The sequence below is a fragment of the Variovorax sp. PAMC26660 genome (genome assembly GCF_014302995.1).
In the GTDB taxonomy this organism is placed as follows: Bacteria; Pseudomonadota; Gammaproteobacteria; order Burkholderiales; family Burkholderiaceae_C; genus Variovorax.
Genome location: NZ_CP060295.1, coordinates 3,071,045 through 3,088,822 on the forward strand (window position 1 = coordinate 3,071,045; position 17,778 = coordinate 3,088,822).

Here is a 17,778-nt window from a genome sequence, read left to right on the forward strand (position 1 = left end):
AATCGCCGGATGTCGTTCTTCAAAGACCTGAGCCTTTCGGCTTTCACCGCGGGCTTCGTCGCCGTGCTCGTGGGTTTCACGAGTTCGGTGGCCATCGTGTTCCAGGCCGCGCAGGCCTTCGGCGCCACGCCGGAGATGGCGGCTTCCTGGATGTGGGCACTGGGCATCGGCATGGGGCTGGCTTCGGCGCTGCCCTCGCTCTGGTGGAAGAAGCCCGTGATGATTGCCTGGAGCACGCCCGGCGCGGCGGTGCTGGCTGTTGCCGGCATGGGCTACGGCATGGGCGAGGCGGTGGGCGCATTCATCGTGTGCGCGGTGCTGATCGTGCTCGCGGGCGCCACCGGATGGTTCGAGCGGGTGATGAACAAGATCCCGATGGCGATTGCCTCCGCATTGCTTGCCGGCGTGCTCGCGCGCTTCGGCCTGTCGGCCTTCACCGCGGCGCAGACCGCGTTGCCATTGGTGCTGCTGATGCTCGGCACCTACCTCGTCGCCAAGCGGTTCGTGCCGCGCTACGCGGTGCCGCTGACGCTGCTCGTGGCCATCGTCTTCGTGGCGGCGCGCGGCCAGCTGGCGTGGTCCTCCGTGCACTTCACGCTCACCTGGCCGGTGTTCACGATGCCGGTCTTCAGCTGGCAGGCCATCGTCAGCCTGTCGCTGCCGTTGTTTGTCGTGACCATGGCCTCGCAGAACCTGCCGGGTGTGGCTGCGATCCGCGCGAGTGGGTACAGCGACCTGCCGGTCAGCAAGCTCATCACCATCAGCGGCCTTGCGACGCTGGTGCTCGCGCCTTTCGGCGCGTTCGCGCTGAACCTGAGCGCGATCACAGCCGCCATGTGCATGGGCCGCGAAGCCCATGAAGACCCGGCGCGACGCTACACCGCGGCCGTGAGCTGCGGCGCCCTCTACGTGGTGATCGGGCTCTTTGGCGCGGCGGTCACGGGGCTGCTCACGGCCTTCCCGAAGGAACTGGTTGCGTGCATCGCAGGGCTGGCATTGCTGGGCACCATCGGCGGCGGGCTGGCCGCAGCGGTGCGCGACGAGTCGCACCGCGAGGCGGCGCTGATCACCTTCCTGGTCACGCTGTCAGGCGTCACGCTCGTGGGCATCGGCTCGGCATTCTGGGGCGTGGTGGCCGGTGCCATCGCGCTCGCCGTGCAGCACATCGGGCGCGCATCCCTTGCGGAAAAGGCCCCGGTCGGCAAGGGCATCGCCGCTTCCGGCAACATCGCGCCAGACACACACGTGGCCGCCGCTCCCGGCGCCGGAAAGAACGCCTGATGAAAAACATCCTCTTCGTTGCCGACCCGCTCGATCAGTTCAAAATCTACAAGGACACGACCTTCTCGATGATGCGCGAGGCGCAGCGCCGCGGTCACCGCATCGCGGCGTGCCTGCCGCAGGACATCCAGTGGAAGTCGGGCGGCTTGGTCACGGCCGTGGTGCAGCAGATCACGCTGACCGGCGACAGCAAGAATTGGTACCACGTCGACATCACGGAGTCGAAGGCGCTGAAGGACTTCGATGCGGTGCTCATGCGCAAGGACCCGCCTTTCGATGCCGAGTACATCTACTCGACACACCTGCTGCAGCAGGCCGAGCGCGAAGGCGCGCACGTGGTCAATTCGCCGCGCGCGTTGCGCGACCACCCCGAAAAGCTGGCGATCATGGAGTTTCCGCAGTTCGTCACGCCGACGCTGGTCACGCGCAGCGCGCAGGCCGTGCGCGACTTTCATGCGGAGCACGGCGACATCATCCTGAAGCCGCTCGACGGCATGGGCGGCATGGGCATCTTCCGGGTGAAGCAGGACGCGCTGAACCTGGGCTCCATCGTCGAGACGCTCAACAAGGACGGCGCCGAGACCATCATGGTGCAGCGCTTCGTGCCCGAGGTGGTGCAGGGCGACAAGCGCATCCTGATCATCGCGGGCGAGCCGGCGCCCTTCGTGCTGGCGCGCATTCCGCAGGGCACCGAGGTGCGCGGCAATCTGGCCGCCGGCGGCAAGGGCGTGGCTCAGCCTCTGACCGCGCGCAACCGCGAGATCGCCGAAGCCGTGGGCCGGGTGCTCGCGCCGCGCGGGCTGCTGCTGATCGGGCTCGACGTGATCGGCGACTCGGTCACCGAGATCAACGTGACCAGCCCGACCTGCTTCCAGGAAATCACCGAACAGACCGGCTTCGACGTGCCGGCCATGTTCATCGATGCGCTGGAAGCGCATCTGGCCGGCGCATAGCGCCGGCCGGTTCAAGGCATCAGAAGTCCATCGACGCCGACACCGTGAAGGTGCGCGGCGCGCTCAGCACCAGGTAGCCGGAGCCAGGGTAGCCGCCGACCGAGGACCAGTAGTTGCGGTCGGCCACGTTCTCGATGCGCGCGCGCAGCGTCAGCAGCTTGCCGCGCACTTCGGTCACATAGCGCGCGCCCAGGTCCAGGCGCGTCCAGCCCGGCACGCGCAGGGTGTTGGTGGCGTTCGCGTAGCTCGATCCGCTCGTCACCACGCGGCCGTCGAGCGAGAGGCCCCGCACGCCCGGCACGTCCCACTCGACGCCGATGCTGCCCTGCACCTTGGGCACGCCGATGACGCGCTTGCCGTCGGTCGTGCTGCTGCCGGTGTCCTTTTGCTTGGCGTCCAGCAATGTCAGGCCGCCGAGCAGGCGCACGCCTTTGGTGACCTGGCCGAAGACGCTGAGTTCGGCGCCTTGATGGCGGTCCTTGCCGGCTGAAGAGAAGTAGTTGTTCTCGATGTAGGCGCGTGGCTTCTCGGTGGAGAACAGGGCAAGGGTTCCGCCCACTTGGCCGGCGTCGTACTTGATGCCGATTTCCTTCTGCTTGGACACATAGGGGCGCAATTGCTGGCCGGCGTTGAGCACCGGCTGGCCGCCGGACTGCGCGGGCGCGGTGTCGCCCTGCGCCAGTCCTTCGATGTAGTTCGCATAGACCGACAGCTCGTTGCTGGCCTTGAACACGATGCCTGCCATCGGGCTCGTGCGGCTCTGGTCGTAGGAGGTGATGGTGCCGCCGGCGGCAGTCTGCTTGCCGTTGCTCACGATCCGGTAGCTGATATCGCTGGTCTCGAGCGTCTGGCGGCGCACGCCGAGCGTCAGGCGCAGGCGGTCGTCCATGAACGACAGCGTGTCGCCGATCGCCAGGCTCTTGAGTGTCGTCGTGCCGTTGAGCGCCGGGTTGGCGAGGTCGTTGCCCAGATAGGTCAGCGCCGGCTGGAGGTAGCCGCGCGGGTAGTAGATGTTGCTGTTGAGCGTGCCGCCGGTGCCCAGCCCCAGGCCGTAGGCGTTCTTCTTCTGAAGATCGAAATAGGAATAGCCGATCACCCACTCGTGGCCGACGCTGCCGGTGCGCAGCTTTCCGCGCAGGCCGAGCTCGGCCGTCTTGACCCGGTCTTCGCGCGTGTTGTCGAAGCGGCTGGTGGTGAAAGCGCCGGTCGATCCGTTGGATACCGTGGGGCCAGCGAGCGAATTGTTCTCGTAGCTGCTGCGTGCGCCGGCTGCGGCCCAGGCGGTGATGTCGGGCGTGATGTCGTACTCGCCGCGCACGGAGCCGAAGGTGTCGCGTTCGTAGGAATAGGTCCAGGGCTGCGAGAAGTTCGTGTCGTTGTCGGGCGCCTTCGGCACCACGGTGACGCCGCTGCCCAGCGTCACATTGGGACGCGTGTTGCGCAGGCGGTGCTCCTGATGGCCGATGTCGGCCGAAATGCGCGCGTCGCGGCTGCGCCAGTCGAGGCCGACCGACAGCACGTCGAGTTTGACGCCTTCGCCATCCACGGCCGTTCCGCCATCGCGATGCGCGGCGTTCAGGCGCACGCCCAGGCTCTGGTCGGGGCCGAAGCGGCGCGCGATGTCGGTCGCGACATAAGACTGCGAACCGCTGGCGGTGCCGACCGTGACCTGGGTGAGCGGATCGTTCGGCGCGCGCTTGGGCAGCAGGTTGATGTTGCCGCCGATGCCACCGCCCGTGGGCGTGGCACCGTTCAGGAACGCGCTCGCGCCGCGGAACACTTCCACGCGCTCGAAGAGCTCGGACGAGATGTACTGGCGTGGGAGCAGGCCGTAGAGGCCGTTGTAGGCGATGTCGTCGGAGTTGACGATGAAGCCGCGGATGAAATACGACTCCTGGAAGTTGCCGAAGCCGCGCGCCACGCGCACCGTCGGATCGTTCTGCAGCACGTCGGCCACGCTGCGGGCCTGCTGGTTCTGGATCAGCTCATTCGTGTAGCTGGTGCTCGAGAACGGCGTGCTCATCATGTCCTGGTTGCCCAGGATGCCGACCCGGCCGCCCCGTGCCACCTGGCCGCCTGCGTAAGGCTTGGTCAGGCCTTCGGCCGATGCGTCGGCGCTGGCTTCCACGGTGACGGTGGACAGCGTGCCGCTCGATGCCGCTGCCGGCTCGGCCGGCGGTGTTTGCGCCATGGCCGTCAGGGCGTTGAGGGCGAGCAGCGACGCGGCCACGGTGGGCCGGAGATGGAAGAAGGGGACGGACATGGACGGTTCGTAAGATGCAAATGAGAACCGTTATTGTTCTCTGTTTGCGTCGAACCGCTGATACTTTCTTGCACTGTTGCAAAAATGTGTCAGCCAAAAAGGCTACATGCGATCTTCAGGGGGTGGAGCGCTGCCCGTCCACGAACACAAGCAGTTCGCCCGGTGCAAAGGGTGTCCAGGTCTCGTTGGTGGTCAGTGGCGCGGTCACGACCACGGCCACGCGGTCGGTGGGCGTGGTGTGTTGCGCGAAGTCGATCGCCAGGTCTTCGTCGGAGAGTTGCGCGGTGACGAAGGGGTGCTGGCGCTCCACGTACCAGAGGTTCGTCGAGGCATGCGCCCACAGCGCCTGACCGTTGGACAGCATGAAGTTGAAAGTGCCGTGGCTCGCAAGCTGCGGCGCCAGTTCGCGCAGCGTGAGCGTCAACTCTTCGACGCTCGGCACGCCCGCATGCGACTTGGCCAGCTCCTGCATCAGCCAGCAGAAGGCATGTTCGCTGTCGGTGTTGCCGACCGGGTGAAAGTTGCCGTGCAGGCGCGGGCGGAAATCCTTCAGGTCGCCGTTGTGGGCAAACACCCAGTAGCGGCCCCACAGCTCGCGCACGAAGGGGTGGCAGTTCTGCAGATTGACCTCGCCCTGCGTCGCCTTGCGGATGTGCGCAATGACGTTGCGGCTCTGGATCGGGTAGCGCCGGATCAGCTCCGCCACCGGCGATTCGCACGCCGGCTGGTGATCGACGAAGTGGCGCAGCCCGCGGTCTTCAAAGAACGCGATGCCCCAGCCGTCGGCGTGATGGTCCGTGCGGCCGCCGCGCTGCGCGAACCCCGTGAAGCTGAAGGTCACATCGGTCGGCGTGTTGCAGTTCATCCCTAGCAATTGGCACATGGCAGCGATTAGACCGCGATTCCCGCAGGCCCCCGCCGCCGATGCCGCTTATCCGACCTTTTCGCGCTGCAGCGCTTCAGCGCAGGAACTTGCCTTCCTTGGTCACCCGCACCATCTCGATGAAGCGCGAGCCCGTGTTGCTGGCGCCGGTGAAGTCGATCTCCATGTTGCCCACGCGCAGCTTCATGGCCTTGAGCGTGGCGTGCAGCTTCGTGCGCGTCAGTTCGCGGCCCGTGCGGCGCAGCGCCTCGATCATTACCAGCGCATTGACATAGCCCTCATAGCTCAGGTAGCCCACGTCGACCTTGGCGCGCTCGGCCAGTTGGCGGTAGTCGCGCGCCACCGCATCGACCTCGCTCCACGGGTACGGAACGATCTGCGAGATGGCCAGCCCGCTGGTCTTGTCGCCCACCAGCTTGGCCGTGACGTCGCCCGGCACGATCGACATGCCGTAGAACATCTGGCGGCCGCCCGCCGCCCACGCGCTCTTCATCACCTCGCCGCCGATGCCGCCGCCCAGGTACATGATCACCGCCTGCGCCTTGCTGTCCGCGAGCGCCTTGCCGGCGGCCTCGTTGGTCGAGCCGTCGCCCTTCACCGGCACGGCCGCCGCCGGCTTCAGTTGCAGCGCGGTCAACGCCGACTCGACGAGCTTGGCCACTTCGGCGCCGCCCGGGTTGTCAAGGTACGCCACGCCGATGCGCGACACGCCGATGGTCGTCAGGTGTTGCACCAGCGCCTGCGCTTCACGCGCGAAGGTGGCACGCACGAAGTACCCCGAGCCGTTGACCTTGTCGCGCGCCGAGTCCGACACCGCATAGCCGCCCACCATCGGCGCGCCGCTCTGGTTCAGCACCTTGGCCGCCGCGGCGGTGGTGCCCGAACCCACGCAGCCGAAGAAGGCGAACGCATGGTGCTCGCCCAGCAGCTTCTCGTAATTGGCAACGGCCTTCTCGGGCACCAGCTCGTCGTCCAGCGAGACCAGCTTGATCTTGCGGCCCGACAGCCCGCCCTGTGCGTTGACCGCGTCGAAGGCCAGCCCTGCGCCAGCCATCACCACCTTGATCGGCGCCCCGAGCGGGCCGCTCAGGATGCCGGTGTGGCCGAGCACGATTTCGCCATCGCTCACGCCACTCTCCGCGGCAATGGCGGACGACAAGGGGCTGAGCCCGGCCATGGCCGCAGCCGAGGCGGCAAGAAAATTTCTGCGGTGCATGGGGAACCCGTTTCGCGATATCGATACAACTGATAACAATTGAATGCGAAAGCGACCCTCCCCACCGGCGGTGGTTTACCCCGTGTTGCGCGCCGTCCTCTTTGGGCTTTCGCGCAGTTGCCACGCGGCACAGACGGCCAGCGCACACAGCCCCGCCAGCATCGCGAACACTTCGTCGAACGCCGCCAGCCGCGCCGGGCTGCTCATCGGGTTGGCGAGCGAATCGCCATGCGCTGCAAGCCGCCACTCCAGCACGATGGCGCACAGGCTCACGCCGGCAGCCCCGCCCAGCATGCGCACGAAGTTGATGGCGCTCGCGCCCTGCGGAATCAGCGGCTTGGCCAGCGGCCGCATCGAGCCGAGGTTGAGCGACGGCAGGATGAACCCCAACCCGATGCGCCCGATGATCGCGAAGGCCACCAGCAGCCAGAGCGCGCTGTCGAGCCGCAGCAGCATCATCAGCGTGAACGAGGTGGCCAGCAGCACGAGTCCGATGGTGACCAGCACCCAGGTCGGATGCCGGTCGGCCAGCCGGCCCACGCCCGCGATGGTCACCGCCAGCACGATGCCCGCCGGCAGCAGGATCGTGCCCACATGCGAGGCCGACAGGTGCAGCCCGACCTGCATGTACACCGGCAGCAGGTAGGTCGAGCCGAACAGCGCCGTGCCGTAGATGAACGCCACCACGCTGCCCATCGCGAACTGCCGGTACTGGAACAGCGCGAGGTTCATCAGCGGCGTGCCGCCCGAGGCCGCGAGCCGCCGTTGCCACCACACGAAGGCCGAGAAAGCCGCCAGCGCGCCGGCCAGCAGCAGGGCTGCCTGCAGGGGCGAATCGCCGCGCAACTCGACCAGCCCGTTCAGCAGACACAGCGTGCCGACCGTGCCCAGCGCCAGTCCGCGCCCGTCGAGCCCGCCGCCGCGCACGGCTGCCACGCCACCGGGCGCCGTGGTCGGCACGAACTTGTAGGCCAGCCACAGCGAGGCCAGGCAGAACGGCACCACCATGAAGAAGATCGAGCGCCAGCCGAACAGATCGACCAGCACGCCGCCGATGCTCGGCCCGATGGCCGGCGCCAGCACCACGCCCATGCCGAAGATGCCGCTCGCGCGCCCCTGCTCGTGCGGCTCGAAGGCGCGCAGGATGATGATGGCCGGAATGGGCTGCACCACGCCCGCCGCCAGCCCTTCGGCCACGCGCGCGAACAGCACCAGAGAAAAGTTGTTGGCCAGCCCGCCCACGATGCCGCCCAGCAGAAGCAGCAACATCGTGCCCACATAGGTGCGCCGGTAGCCGTAGCGCGACAGCAGCCAGGGCGTGGTGAGCATCGACACCGTCATCGCCACCATGAAGCCCGAACTCACCCATTGCGCGCGCTCCTGCCCGAGCGAGAAGTGATGGCTCATGCCGGGGATCGCCACGTTCACGATGGTCGAGGACATGATCGATGCCATCGTCCCCACCATCACCGACAGCAGCAGGTACCAGCGATAGCGTTCGCCATAGCGCTGGCGCAGCGTGCCGATGGAAGGCGGGGCCGGCGTGATCGCGGCTTCGGATGTCTGTGGGGAGGTCATGGGGCGGCGGAATGTCTCGGGGTCCGTCGTCCTACAAGCATATCGGTGTTTGCGCGGCGAAGGGCGCATCGGGCGGTCGCACAATGCAGCGGCTGTCCCCTTCGCGTCAAGCGCCGTACAACGACATGGACTCTCCATTGAACGAACAAGCCAACGGCCCGCTCGACGGTCCCGCCGGCAACACCGAGCCGGAGGCCGCGCCCACGCTCGCGACCGAGCTTGCCGCGCCGACCGTCAGCCGTGCCTACCGCTGCCAGTGCGGCCGCCCCGTGTTCCTGCGCAACAGCGAATGCCTGGCCTGCCACACGCCCCTGGGCTACGTGATCGATCGCCTCGGCGTCATGCCGCTCGCACCGGCCGTGGACGGAGGCGCGCTGCCCGACACCTTCACCGTCTTCGGCGATCCGCACGGCCCCACGTACCGCCGCTGCGCCAACCTCATGACCCCCGCCGCCTGCAGCTGGATGGTGCCGGCGCCGCGCGAGGGCGAGACGATTCCCGTCGACACCCAGGGCCTGGCGCCCGGCTACTGCCTGGCATGCAGCGTCACGCGCACCATTCCCGATCTCTCGGTGGAGAGCAACGGCGAACTCTGGCGCAAGCTCGAAACCGCCAAGCGCCGATTGATCTCGCAACTGCTCGCGCTCGGCCTGCCGGTGGTGAGCCGCCATGCCGACCCGGTGCACGGCCTGGCTTTCGACTTCCTCAGCAACATGCCGGGCGGCCCGCACGTGATGACGGGCCACGAGCACGGCGTGATCACCCTCAACGCGGAAGAAGCCGAGGACGCCGTGCGCGAGCGCATCCGCGCCGAAATGCGCGAGCCCTACCGCACACTGCTCGGCCACTTCCGCCACGAGATCGGCCACTACTACTGGGACCTGCTGGTGCTGCCCACGCCGTGGATCGACGACTTCCGCGCGCTCTTCGGCGACGACCGTGCCGACTACGCCGCCGCACTGCAGACGCACTATGAGCAGGGACCGCCACCCGACTGGGCCGATCGCTTCGTCAGCAGCTATGCCAGCACGCATCCGTGGGAAGACTGGGCAGAGACCTGGGCCCACTACCTGCACATGGCCGACACGGCCGACACTGCGATGAGCTTCGGTGTCGATGCCACCACCGTGGAGCTGGCGAGCGACCTCTTCACCGTCGATGACCTCTGGCAGCCCGAGCATCCAGATGCCGCGAAATTCCTTGACTTCATCAACGGCTGGGTGCTGCTGACCAACGTGCTGAACGAGCTGTCGCGCAGCATGGGTCAGCCCGACTACTACCCCTTCGTGCTGCCGCGCGCGGCAGTGGGCAAGCTGCAGTTCATCCATGGCGTGATCACCGGGCAGCGGTACGGCTCCGCGCCGACGATGGTGATGGCCAGCGACGTGGTGGCGCCAGCCCCCGAGCCCGTCGAGCAGCAGCCTGCCCCCGATCAACAGGTGCAGACCCAGTCGCAGTCGCAGGGGACTGGTCAGTCCTGAGCGGGCGCGGCGCCCGCGGCACAGCGGGCACAGATGCAGGACATGCCCCGCATGGTCTCCGGCAGATTGGTCAGCGGCGCATTGCTGAAGTCGGCCTGCATGCACCAGCAGGGCGGCTGCACCTGGCCCGTCTCGCGCTCGATCTCCATCGCGCAGCGGTTCAACTCGCCGCACAGCGGGCAGCGCGTGGTGTCGATGATCGCAGCGGTCGTTGTCATCACGCGATCTTGAAAGCCGGCAGCTTCTTCGCCACCGCCACGTTCTGCAGCGTCACGTAGACCGGCAGACCATCGCGGTAGGCGGGATAGTCCTCGCCTTCGATCAGCGGCAGCAGGTAGCGCCTGCACTTCTCGGTGATGCCGTAGCCGTCGTCCGAGATGAAATCGCGCGGCATCGGCTTCTCGACATTCGCCACCGATTCGAGCGGCGCGCTGCCCAGGCGATAGGCATACGGCACATCGGAGATGCGCTCGATGGTCGGCATCACCGCGTTGCGGCCTTCGAGTGCCAGCTCCACCGCGCGCTGGCCCAGCTCGTAGGCCTGCTTCACGTCGGTGGCCGAGGCGATGTGGCGCGCGGCCCGTTGCAGATAGTCGGCCACGGCCCAGTGGAACTTGTGGCCCAGCGCGTCCTTGACCATCTGCGCCACCACCGGCGCCGCGCCGCCAAGCTGCGCATGGCCGAAGGCATCGCGGGTGCCCTGCTCGGCCAGGAAGGTGCCGTCGGGGTGATGGCAGCCTTCGGACACCACCACCGAGCAGTAGCCGTGCTGCTTCACCAACTCGTCGACGCGCGCGATGAAGCGCGGCTTGTCGAATTCGATCTCGGGGAACAGCACCACCACCGGAATGCCGTGGTCGGCCGCCAGCCCACCGGCTGCCGCGATCCAGCCCGCATGCCGCCCCATCACTTCGAGCACGAACACCTTGGTCGAGGTGGCCGCCATCGAGCGCACGTCGAACGAGGCTTCCAGCGTGGACACCGCCACGTACTTCGCGACCGAGCCGAAACCGGGGCAGCAGTCGGTCAGCGGCAGGTCGTTGTCGATGGTCTTGGGCACATGGATCGCCTGCAGCGGATAGCCCAGCGACTGCGACAACTGGCTCACCTTGAAGCAGGTGTCGGCCGAATCGCCGCCGCCGTTGTAGAAGAAATAGCCGATGCCGTGTGCCTTGAACACCTCGATCAGCCGCTCGTACTCGCGCCGGTTCTTCTCGAGCGACTTGAGCTTGTAGCGGCACGAGCCGAACGCGCCGGAGGGCGTGGAGCGCAATGCAGCAATGGCTTCCGCCGATTCGGCGCCGGTGTCGATCAGCTCCTCGGTCAGCGCACCGATGATGCCGTTGCGCCCGGCGTAGAGCCTGCCGATGCGGTCAGGGTGCCGGCGCGCCGTTTCGATCACGCCGCAGGCCGACGCGTTGATGACCGAGGTGACACCGCCCGACTGGGCGTAGAAGGCGTTGAGGATGGCGGTGCTCATTGGGCAATCTCCGTGCTGTGGCGCGACGGTCATCGCCCTGGGGGCATCCAGGGCGCATGGCGGCAACGCTTCGCGGGAGGGCCATTCTGGCGCAATCGCCAGCCGCAGGCCAATGGCCGATCGATCGATCCCGCGCGATTACAGTTCGTTTCTGCACGCTGCGCACGAGGGCGTGCGCGCATGGCGCGCAACCGGAGCCGCGCCATTCCCCTGGGCAACAGACACACAACTTTTCAGGAGTCCGCGCGTGAGCATCTTTTCCCGTTTCTTTGGCCGCACGGACGAACCAGGCGATGCCGGTGCGCTGGTGGCCAACCCCGACCTCGAGGACCCTATTGCGCTGACGGTCGTGTTCGCGGATGCGCTGGCCATCGATGTCGCTGCATTCGCGCAGGCATTGCGCGCCTACCACCCCTCCACCGGCGACGCGCGCTGCGAGATCGCGGAAGAAGCCGGCACCTTTCTTGCGCTGGCGGGCTGGAAGAAACACGTGGTACGGATGGTCGGCTTCGACGCGCCGATGCCGGGCGAATCGGTCGAGGTTTGCGTCGCGCCAGCGCACTATCCGCAAGAACTCAAGGCCCGGGTTCGCGCGCACCGCAGCCACGTCATCCTCTACTACGCGGGCTACGAGGCCTCGGTGCTCGAACAGTACGTGGCCCTCGCGACCGTGGCCGGCGCACTGGCCCGCCTCGGTGCGCTGGCGGTGCTGAACGAATCGGCCCGCACCTCGTTGCCGGCCGGCGTGTTCGACGCCGAGAACGAAGGCGACAGCATCGAACTGCTGCGGCACTTCGACCTGCCGGCCCTGTACTGCGGCTTCGTCAAGTACGAGGTCGAAGGCGTGCAGGGCGTCTGGATGCGCACCTATGGCGCGCATCACTTCGGCCATCCCGATTTCGCCGCGCTGGCCGAGGGCCACCACGAAGGCCAGAAGTACTTCGATGTGTTCGGCAATGTCCTGCGCTACCTGATCGACAGCGGCGCCGAGATGGGCGCGGGCCACACCATGCAGGTCGGTGAAGACAAGTTCATGCGACTGCGTGCACCGCTCGCAACGGAGTACTTTCTCGATGGCCCCGACGCCGTGCTGGTAGCTGAATTGATCGGCGCCGACGAGGTCAATTCGCGCCCGCATTGACCCCGCGATCCGTCGCGTTGAGTCCCGTTCAGCGGCTCTCGAAAACCGGCGGGCGCTTCTGCATGAACGCGCTCACGCCTTCGCGAAAGCTCGGGCGGTCGATCAGCTCGCGCTGTCGCTCGCTCTCGTAGTGCAACTGCTCCTTCAGCGTGTGGCGTTCCGAGGCCTCGAAGGCTTCGCGGGCCTCCACCACCGCGTGCGCCGGCAGGCTCGCCAGGCGCTGCGCGATCCTGCGGGCTTCTTCGAGCAGTTGCTCGTCGTCCACGCAGGCCCAGATCAGTCCCCATTGCACGGCACGCCCGGCCCCCACACGCTCGTCGAGCAGCGCCATGCCCATGGCGCGCGCCCTGCCGGCGCGGCGCGGAATGGCCCAGGTGCAGCCCAGGTCCGGCACGATGCCCAGCTTGGGCAGGAAGGGCAGGTAGAAGTAGGCGCTGCGCGCCGCGATCGTCACGTCCGCTGCGAGCGCCAGGCCGACGCCCGCGCCGGCCGCTGGTCCGTTGACGGCAGCCACCACCGGAATCGGCAGTGTGCGCAGCGTTTCGATCAGCGGGTTGCTGAGCGTCTGCATGTTTTCGGCCGCTTGCGTGCCGAGCGACTTGCCCGCTTCGTTGGGCGCCATCGCGCTCAGGTCGGCGCCCACGCAGAAGGCCTTGCCGGCGCCGGTCAGGATCACGGCGCGCACCGCGTGGTCGTCGCGGATGCGCTCCAGCGTTTCCTTCAGCTCGACCTGCAGCCCATGCGCGATCGGGTTGAGCTTGGCCGGCAGGTTCAGCGTGAGCGTGGCGATGCCGTCGGCCAGTTCGTAGAGGACGTATTGCGGCGTGGTCATCAGAGCCTTTCGACGATGGTCACGTTGGCCATGCCGCCGCCTTCGCACATGGTCTGCAGGCCGTAGCGCTTGCCGCGCTGGCCCAGTGCGTGGATCAGCGTGGTCATGAGCTTGGTGCCCGAGGCGCCCAGCGGATGGCCCAGCGCGATCGCGCCGCCGTTCACGTTGAGCCGCGCCGGGTCGGCACCCAGCGCCTGCAGCCATGCGATGGGCACGGGCGCGAAGGCTTCGTTGACTTCGTAGAGGTCGATGTCCTCGATGCGCATGCCGGCCTTCTTCAACGCGCGCTGCGTGGCGGGCAGCGGTGCCTCCAGCATGATGATCGGGTCGTGCCCCATCACGCTCATGTGGTGGATGCGCGCAAGGGGCTTTGCGCCCAGCGCCTTCAGGCCGCGTTCGTTCACCACCAGCACGCCGCTCGCGCCATCGCAGATCTGGCTCGCTGTGGCGGCGGTGCAGCGTCCGCCCTCGGCAATCAGCTTGACGCCCGCGATGCCTTCCAGCGTTGCATCGAAGCGGATGCCTTCGTCCACCGTGTGCTGCTCGCCCGTGCCCGTGCCGTCGGCCAGCAGGATCTCGATGGGCACGATCTCTTCGTTGAACGCACCCACGCGGCTCGCAGCGATGGCGCGGTGGTGGCTTTCGAGCGCGTAGCGATCGAGCATGTCCTTCTCGATGCCGTAGTTGCGCGCGATCATCTCGGCGCCGGTGAACTGGCTGAACTCCACGCCGGGGTAGCGCTTCTTCATCGCCGGGCTCATGTAGGTGCCCAGGCCGGCCTTGGCCGGCAGCACGTTGGGCGTGAACATCGGCACGCGCGTCATGCTCTCGACGCCGCCTGCGATCACCGCGTCCATGCTGCCCGACATCACGGCCTGCGCCGCGAAATGCAGCGCCTGCTGCGACGAGCCGCACTGCCGGTCGACCGAAGTGCCCGGCACCGATTCAGGCAGCTTCGACGCCAGCACCGCGTTGCGCGCGATGTTGGTCGCCTGCTCGCCGACCTGGCTCACGCAGCCGAGGATCACGTCTTCCACCGCCGCAGGGTCGATGCCGCTGCGCGCCACCAGCGCATCGATCACCTGCGCCGCCAGATCCGCGGGATGCCAGCCCGCGAGCTTGCCGCCACGCCGCCCGCCCGCCGTGCGTGCGGCGGCCACGATGTATGCCTCTGCCATGTTCATGTCCTTCTCAAAAAGAAAACAGCGTCAATCGTGCGCCCAAAGCAAAAAGCCGCCCGTCACAACGGCGGCATTCAGTTTCGGCAAGTCCATGGCATCGAGGGTCGATGCCGGTGGCACTCAGGTCAAGCCGGGGACAACCCGTGGGGCAGAAGTCGCCAAGGCGACCACTGGCGCACGGGCTTGGGCAGCGGCATTGCAGCCGGTTGTGCATCGGACACGGTGATGCACGAGGATTCCAGCGCCGACACCAGCACGCGCCGGTGCTCGGTGCCCTCGAAGCGCTCGCCGGGTGTCAGCACGATGTCGCGCGGATCGCGGTCGAGCGTGACCCAGACCGAGCCGCTGCGGCATTCGATGCCCACGCCGGCACCATCGGGCACCGCAAAGATGGACCGGGTCTGCAGGCTGAGGTGAAAACGGGAAGAGGGGTTCCGGGTGCTCATGACAAGCTCCATTGCATTCGTGATACGAATGAATATAGTGAGCCGGCTCCTCCTTTACACGCGGTCATTTGGAACTCGTTGCATGCATCCAGAGAATGCGAAAGCCCTTGGCGCCGTGGGTGGCGAACTGCCACCGCTCGAACTGCTGCGCAGTTTCGAGGCGGCTGCGCGGCGGCTCAGTTTCACGCTGGCGGCCGGCGAGTTGCACCTGACGCAATCGGCCGTGAGCCGGCAGATGCAGCAGCTCGAAGCCAGCCTGGGCGTGCCGCTGTTCGAGCGCCACCATCGCGCGCTGTCGCTCACCGAAGCGGGCGGCGTCATGCAAAGGGCCGTGACCGACAGTCTGGAGCGCCTGCGCGATGCCACGGCGCGCGTGCGTGCCAGCTCCGCGCCGCGCCAGGTGGCGATCACCACCACGCCGGGCTTTGCATCGCTGTGGCTCATTCCCAAGCTGGCGCGCTTCACCGGCACGCACCCGCAGGTCGATGTGCGCGTGTCGGCCACGCTCGACGTGCTCGACCTGGAAAGCAGCCGCATCGACCTGGCGGTACGCTTCGCGCCCATCGGCCGTGGTGTCGGCCCGGCGCTGTTCGAGGAATCGGTGGTGCCGCTGTGCTCGCCGCAACTCGCTGCAACCCTGCGCAAGCCGTCGGACCTTGCCAACTTCACGCTGCTGACCGTCGAATACCCGGACCACAGCGAAGCCCCCACTGTCGATTGGGAACCCTGGCTCAAGGTGATGGGGCTGGACGACCTGCGCATGAAGAGCACGCTGCGCTTCACGCAATACGCCGATGCGGTGGCGGCCGCCGTGGCGGGCCAGGGCGTGGTGATCGGCCGGTTGCCGCTGCTGCGCGAGCTGGTGCGCGAAGGCCGGCTGGTGGCACCGCTGGGCGAGGGCGCCGCATCGCGTCGCGCCTACTTCGTCGAAACTTCGAAGCGCGCTGCGAACAACCGCGACGCGCTCGACTTCGCGCAATGGCTGCGCGACGAAGCGGACGCGGCGCAGCGGACCTGATGAAGGCCCGCCGCGCCGTTGCCGCGCTGCAGAAAGATCAACCCGGCAGCAGCACCTTGTTGACCACGTGGATCACGCCGTTCGACTGGTACACGTTGGCAATCGTCACCATCGCGGTGCCGCCCTTGGCGTCGGTCACCCACACGTTGCCGCCGCTCATCGTCGCGGTCAGCGTGCCGCCGCTGGCGGTCTTCAGCACGGCCTTGCCACCGCCTGCGTTGATCGCGCTCATCAGCGCCGGGCCGTCCATGCGGCCGGGCACCACGTGGTACGTCAGCACCTTGGTCAGCGTGGGCTTGTTCTCGGGCTTGAGCAGCGTGTCGACCGTGCCGGCCGGCAGTGCGGCGAAGGCTTCGTTGGTCGGCGCGAACACGGTGAACGGGCCCGGGCTCTTGAGCGTATCGACCAGGCCTGCGGCCTTGACGGCGGCGACCAGCGTGGTGTGGTCCTTCGAGTTCACGGCGTTGTCGACGATGTCCTTCGTCGGGTACATCGCGGCGCCGCCGACCATCGGGTTCGACGACATGCCGCTGCCGCTCATGCCCATGCCGCCCGCGCAAGCGCCGAGCAGGACCGAAACGCCGACTGCAATCATGAGTTTTTTCATTGAAGGCTCCTGGAAAGAATGGTTCTTGAGGTGTCTGTGGAAACCGCCAACAGCTCGGGGGCGCGATGCGCTTGAATCGAATACGGCGCCTGTTCGCGTTTGGATTCGCACCCGTCGACGGATTTGTTGCGCGTCGGCTTTGCGCCACAGCGCTGGGTGGAGTGCTTGCGCATCGCATGCGCGCTCGCCACAATCCGCCCTTCGTTTTTCAGCAACAGTTTTTCTCTCCTCGCCTGGCGACGACCAACCTCCCGGGCGACAACACACATCAATGAACCGTTTTCTGAACACCTGACCCGCACACCGACCGCCCCGGCCGGATGTGCATCCACGCATCCGCCGAGGCCCATCGACAAAGGCCCCGCGCAGCCATTCGCCGGGGCCTTTTTGTTTTTGGAGTGTGCGCACATGAGTGCTCAACGGAAGGCCCGCGACGACGAGAAGCGTCTGGGCCGGTTTTACTTTTCGGTGCCGGCAACGGCACCTCGCAATCCCGTGGTGGCCGCGATGGCACGCCGCGAATCGAGCCAGGGCGCAGGGCGCCATCTGCGCACGCACCGTGCGGAACGGCGTGCGCAGAAGGTGGCTTTGCAGAAGGCTGCACGCAGCCTGGTGGGGAGGGGCGACGATGCGTGACGATATGGACAAGGTCATCGTCGAGCGGCCGCGAACCGGTTGGCGCGTGCAGGGCGATGGGCGCATCTGGCGCAACAGCAAGGAGGCGGGCTCGCACCTGGGCATGAGGCGCGGCTACAAGCACAGGAAGTGGCTCAACGAGAACCTCGCGCCGCTCAAGCGCTGGCTGCACAAGCAGGTGCACCGGCCGTGGGACAAGGTGTATGCGGAACTCTGCAGCGGCATCGACCGTCGCAGCACGGTGCAGGCGCACATCTTCGAGCACATCGATCAGTTCGTCGAACGCGAGGCGGTGATGCGCGACGGCGAGGTGTGGGTGCGATCGCGCTGGTGGAGCGACGGCAGTCGCGCGCCGTTGCACGAAGCCCCACATGTGGCGTTGTTCGTGCACCCGGGCACGGGCATCCTGCTGCCCAACCGCCGTCTTGCTCAAGCGCTGCAGTGGGCTCGGGGCGAGAGTGCCGAGCGGCGTGGCAAGAAGGCGCATGCATCCTTCCACGTGATTGACCAGGTCACCCAATGGCATTGCGTGAATGGCGACTGGTTTGAAGTCACGCTTGCACCTTCGCCGCCGATGAAGGCGCCGGGGGTCTGGGAGAAGCGCTACGACGTGCTGCGGCGGTGTTGGGTGACGAACTCCAGCGCCTGTGGCCGGCCAGCCTTTGGTGTGTCCAGCAATCAGGCGATGTACGGACAACCGTATGTCTATGCCGCAGCCAAGCGCCAGTTGAGCCGCCGCGAAGTGCGGGCGCGTCTCGGCGACGGGGCCTGAGGTGCGCGCG

General features: G+C 67.2%; 18 protein-coding genes. 7 read left to right on the forward strand and 11 right to left on the reverse strand.

Going from position 1 to position 17,778, the window contains the following annotated elements:
- Positions 1–9 precede the first annotated feature (9 nt).
- Together H7F35_RS14740 and gshB are read left to right on the forward strand one after the other, a co-directional pair.
- Positions 10–1,281, forward strand: a complete 1,272-nt coding sequence (locus H7F35_RS14740) for a benzoate/H(+) symporter BenE family transporter (protein WP_187113568.1) — start codon at positions 10–12, stop codon at positions 1,279–1,281.
- Positions 1,281–2,234 carry a glutathione synthase gene (gene gshB, locus H7F35_RS14745; RefSeq protein WP_187113569.1) on the forward strand — a complete coding sequence of 318 codons (954 nt, stop codon included), beginning with the start codon at positions 1,281–1,283 and terminating at the stop codon, positions 2,232–2,234. The genes H7F35_RS14740 and gshB overlap by 1 nt, the downstream gene beginning before the upstream one ends.
- A gap of 19 nt (positions 2,235–2,253) precedes the next feature.
- Here gshB and H7F35_RS14750 read toward each other — a convergent pair whose 3' ends face one another.
- The 4 genes from H7F35_RS14750 to H7F35_RS14765 form a co-directional block, all read right to left on the reverse strand.
- Positions 2,254–4,497 carry a TonB-dependent receptor gene (locus tag H7F35_RS14750; protein WP_187113570.1) on the reverse strand — a complete coding sequence of 748 codons (2,244 nt, stop codon included), beginning with the start codon at positions 4,495–4,497 and terminating at the stop codon, positions 2,254–2,256.
- Positions 4,498–4,612: 115 nt separating this feature from the next.
- Positions 4,613–5,380 carry a class II glutamine amidotransferase gene (locus H7F35_RS14755; protein WP_187113571.1) on the reverse strand — a complete coding sequence of 256 codons (768 nt, stop codon included), beginning with the start codon at positions 5,378–5,380 and terminating at the stop codon, positions 4,613–4,615.
- A 76-nt stretch (positions 5,381–5,456) separates the two neighbouring features.
- Complete coding sequence (locus H7F35_RS14760; protein ID WP_187113572.1) at positions 5,457–6,596, reverse strand: ABC transporter substrate-binding protein; 1,140 nt, start codon at positions 6,594–6,596, stop codon at positions 5,457–5,459.
- 75 nt (positions 6,597–6,671) lie between these two features.
- Complete coding sequence (locus tag H7F35_RS14765; RefSeq protein ID WP_187113573.1) at positions 6,672–8,174, reverse strand: DHA2 family efflux MFS transporter permease subunit; 1,503 nt, start codon at positions 8,172–8,174, stop codon at positions 6,672–6,674.
- Between the two features lie 125 nt (positions 8,175–8,299).
- Between H7F35_RS14765 and H7F35_RS14770 the strand changes: the two genes are divergently transcribed.
- Positions 8,300–9,655 (forward strand): putative zinc-binding metallopeptidase, encoded by a 1,356-nt coding sequence (locus H7F35_RS14770; protein WP_261803630.1) that lies wholly within the window; start codon positions 8,300–8,302, stop codon positions 9,653–9,655.
- Here H7F35_RS14770 and H7F35_RS14775 read toward each other — a convergent pair.
- Positions 9,646–9,873, reverse strand: coding sequence for a cysteine-rich CWC family protein (locus tag H7F35_RS14775; protein WP_187113574.1), 228 nt, complete (start codon positions 9,871–9,873; stop codon positions 9,646–9,648). The two genes, H7F35_RS14770 and H7F35_RS14775, sit on opposite strands and share 10 nt — an antisense overlap.
- The gene (locus tag H7F35_RS14780) at positions 9,873–11,135 is read right to left on the reverse strand and encodes a 6-phosphofructokinase (protein WP_187113575.1); all 1,263 of its coding nucleotides are present in this window, start codon (positions 11,133–11,135) and stop codon (positions 9,873–9,875) included. The genes H7F35_RS14775 and H7F35_RS14780 overlap by 1 nt, the downstream gene beginning before the upstream one ends.
- Before the next feature lie 247 nt (positions 11,136–11,382).
- Here H7F35_RS14780 and H7F35_RS14785 point away from each other — a divergent pair, with 247 nt between their 5' ends.
- A complete protein-coding gene (locus H7F35_RS14785; protein WP_187113576.1) occupies positions 11,383–12,276 on the forward strand; it encodes a DUF4261 domain-containing protein in 894 nt (297 codons plus the stop codon).
- Positions 12,277–12,304: 28 nt separating this feature from the next.
- Here H7F35_RS14785 and H7F35_RS14790 read toward each other — a convergent pair whose 3' ends face one another.
- The 3 genes from H7F35_RS14790 to H7F35_RS14800 all read right to left on the reverse strand — a co-directional run bounded on the left by H7F35_RS14790 (position 12,305) and on the right by H7F35_RS14800 (position 14,735).
- Positions 12,305–13,108: an enoyl-CoA hydratase-related protein gene (locus H7F35_RS14790; RefSeq protein WP_187113577.1), complete on the reverse strand. Its 804-nt coding sequence runs from the start codon at positions 13,106–13,108 to the stop codon at positions 12,305–12,307.
- Positions 13,108–14,286 carry an acetyl-CoA C-acetyltransferase gene (locus H7F35_RS14795; RefSeq protein ID WP_187113578.1) on the reverse strand — a complete coding sequence of 393 codons (1,179 nt, stop codon included), beginning with the start codon at positions 14,284–14,286 and terminating at the stop codon, positions 13,108–13,110. The genes H7F35_RS14790 and H7F35_RS14795 overlap by 1 nt, the downstream gene beginning before the upstream one ends.
- 128 nt (positions 14,287–14,414) lie before the next feature.
- Positions 14,415–14,735, reverse strand: coding sequence for a DUF2917 domain-containing protein (locus tag H7F35_RS14800; RefSeq protein WP_187113579.1), 321 nt, complete (start codon positions 14,733–14,735; stop codon positions 14,415–14,417).
- A gap of 82 nt (positions 14,736–14,817) precedes the next feature.
- On the opposite strand from H7F35_RS14800, the gene H7F35_RS14805 reads away from it, so the two are divergent.
- Positions 14,818–15,753, forward strand: coding sequence for a LysR substrate-binding domain-containing protein (locus tag H7F35_RS14805; protein WP_187113580.1), 936 nt, complete (start codon positions 14,818–14,820; stop codon positions 15,751–15,753).
- 37 nt (positions 15,754–15,790) lie between these two features.
- On the opposite strand, the gene H7F35_RS14810 is transcribed toward H7F35_RS14805, so the two are convergent.
- Positions 15,791–16,360: a fasciclin domain-containing protein gene (locus tag H7F35_RS14810; protein WP_187113581.1), complete on the reverse strand. Its 570-nt coding sequence runs from the start codon at positions 16,358–16,360 to the stop codon at positions 15,791–15,793.
- Complete coding sequence (locus H7F35_RS14815) at positions 16,357–16,770, reverse strand: hypothetical protein (protein WP_187113582.1); 414 nt, start codon at positions 16,768–16,770, stop codon at positions 16,357–16,359. The genes H7F35_RS14810 and H7F35_RS14815 overlap by 4 nt, the downstream gene beginning before the upstream one ends.
- Between H7F35_RS14815 and H7F35_RS14820 the strand changes: the two genes are divergently transcribed.
- Entirely contained in the window at positions 16,769–16,996 is a 228-nt protein-coding gene (locus H7F35_RS14820) for a hypothetical protein (protein WP_187113583.1), read from the forward strand. The two genes, H7F35_RS14815 and H7F35_RS14820, sit on opposite strands and share 2 nt — an antisense overlap.
- Entirely contained in the window at positions 16,989–17,768 is a 780-nt protein-coding gene (locus H7F35_RS14825) for a hypothetical protein (RefSeq protein ID WP_187113584.1), read from the forward strand. The genes H7F35_RS14820 and H7F35_RS14825 overlap by 8 nt, the downstream gene beginning before the upstream one ends.
- The last annotated feature ends 10 nt before the right edge of the window (positions 17,769–17,778 follow it).

Bases quoted from the DNA above. Each gene is read 5' to 3' on its own strand.
- H7F35_RS14740 (WP_187113568.1), top strand. From the start codon at position 10: ATGTCGTTCTTCAAAGACCTGAGCCTTTCGGCTTTCACCGCGGGCTTC.
- gshB (WP_187113569.1), top strand. From the start codon at position 1,281: ATGAAAAACATCCTCTTCGTTGCCGACCCGCTCGATCAGTTCAAAATC.
- H7F35_RS14750 (WP_187113570.1), bottom strand. From the start codon at position 4,497: ATGTCCGTCCCCTTCTTCCATCTCCGGCCCACCGTGGCCGCGTCGCTG.
- H7F35_RS14755 (WP_187113571.1), bottom strand. From the start codon at position 5,380: ATGTGCCAATTGCTAGGGATGAACTGCAACACGCCGACCGATGTGACC.
- H7F35_RS14760 (WP_187113572.1), bottom strand. From the start codon at position 6,596: ATGCACCGCAGAAATTTTCTTGCCGCCTCGGCTGCGGCCATGGCCGGG.
- H7F35_RS14765 (WP_187113573.1), bottom strand. From the start codon at position 8,174: ATGACCTCCCCACAGACATCCGAAGCCGCGATCACGCCGGCCCCGCCT.
- H7F35_RS14770 (WP_261803630.1), top strand. From the start codon at position 8,300: ATGGACTCTCCATTGAACGAACAAGCCAACGGCCCGCTCGACGGTCCC.
- H7F35_RS14775 (WP_187113574.1), bottom strand. From the start codon at position 9,873: ATGACAACGACCGCTGCGATCATCGACACCACGCGCTGCCCGCTGTGC.
- H7F35_RS14780 (WP_187113575.1), bottom strand. From the start codon at position 11,135: ATGAGCACCGCCATCCTCAACGCCTTCTACGCCCAGTCGGGCGGTGTC.
- H7F35_RS14790 (WP_187113577.1), bottom strand. From the start codon at position 13,108: ATGACCACGCCGCAATACGTCCTCTACGAACTGGCCGACGGCATCGCC.
- H7F35_RS14795 (WP_187113578.1), bottom strand. From the start codon at position 14,286: ATGGCAGAGGCATACATCGTGGCCGCCGCACGCACGGCGGGCGGGCGG.
- H7F35_RS14800 (WP_187113579.1), bottom strand. From the start codon at position 14,735: ATGAGCACCCGGAACCCCTCTTCCCGTTTTCACCTCAGCCTGCAGACC.
- H7F35_RS14805 (WP_187113580.1), top strand. From the start codon at position 14,818: ATGCATCCAGAGAATGCGAAAGCCCTTGGCGCCGTGGGTGGCGAACTG.
- H7F35_RS14810 (WP_187113581.1), bottom strand. From the start codon at position 16,360: ATGAAAAAACTCATGATTGCAGTCGGCGTTTCGGTCCTGCTCGGCGCT.
- H7F35_RS14820 (WP_187113583.1), top strand. From the start codon at position 16,769: ATGAGTGCTCAACGGAAGGCCCGCGACGACGAGAAGCGTCTGGGCCGG.
- H7F35_RS14815 (WP_187113582.1), bottom strand. From the start codon at position 16,770: ATGTGCGCACACTCCAAAAACAAAAAGGCCCCGGCGAATGGCTGCGCG.
- H7F35_RS14825 (WP_187113584.1), top strand. From the start codon at position 16,989: ATGCGTGACGATATGGACAAGGTCATCGTCGAGCGGCCGCGAACCGGT.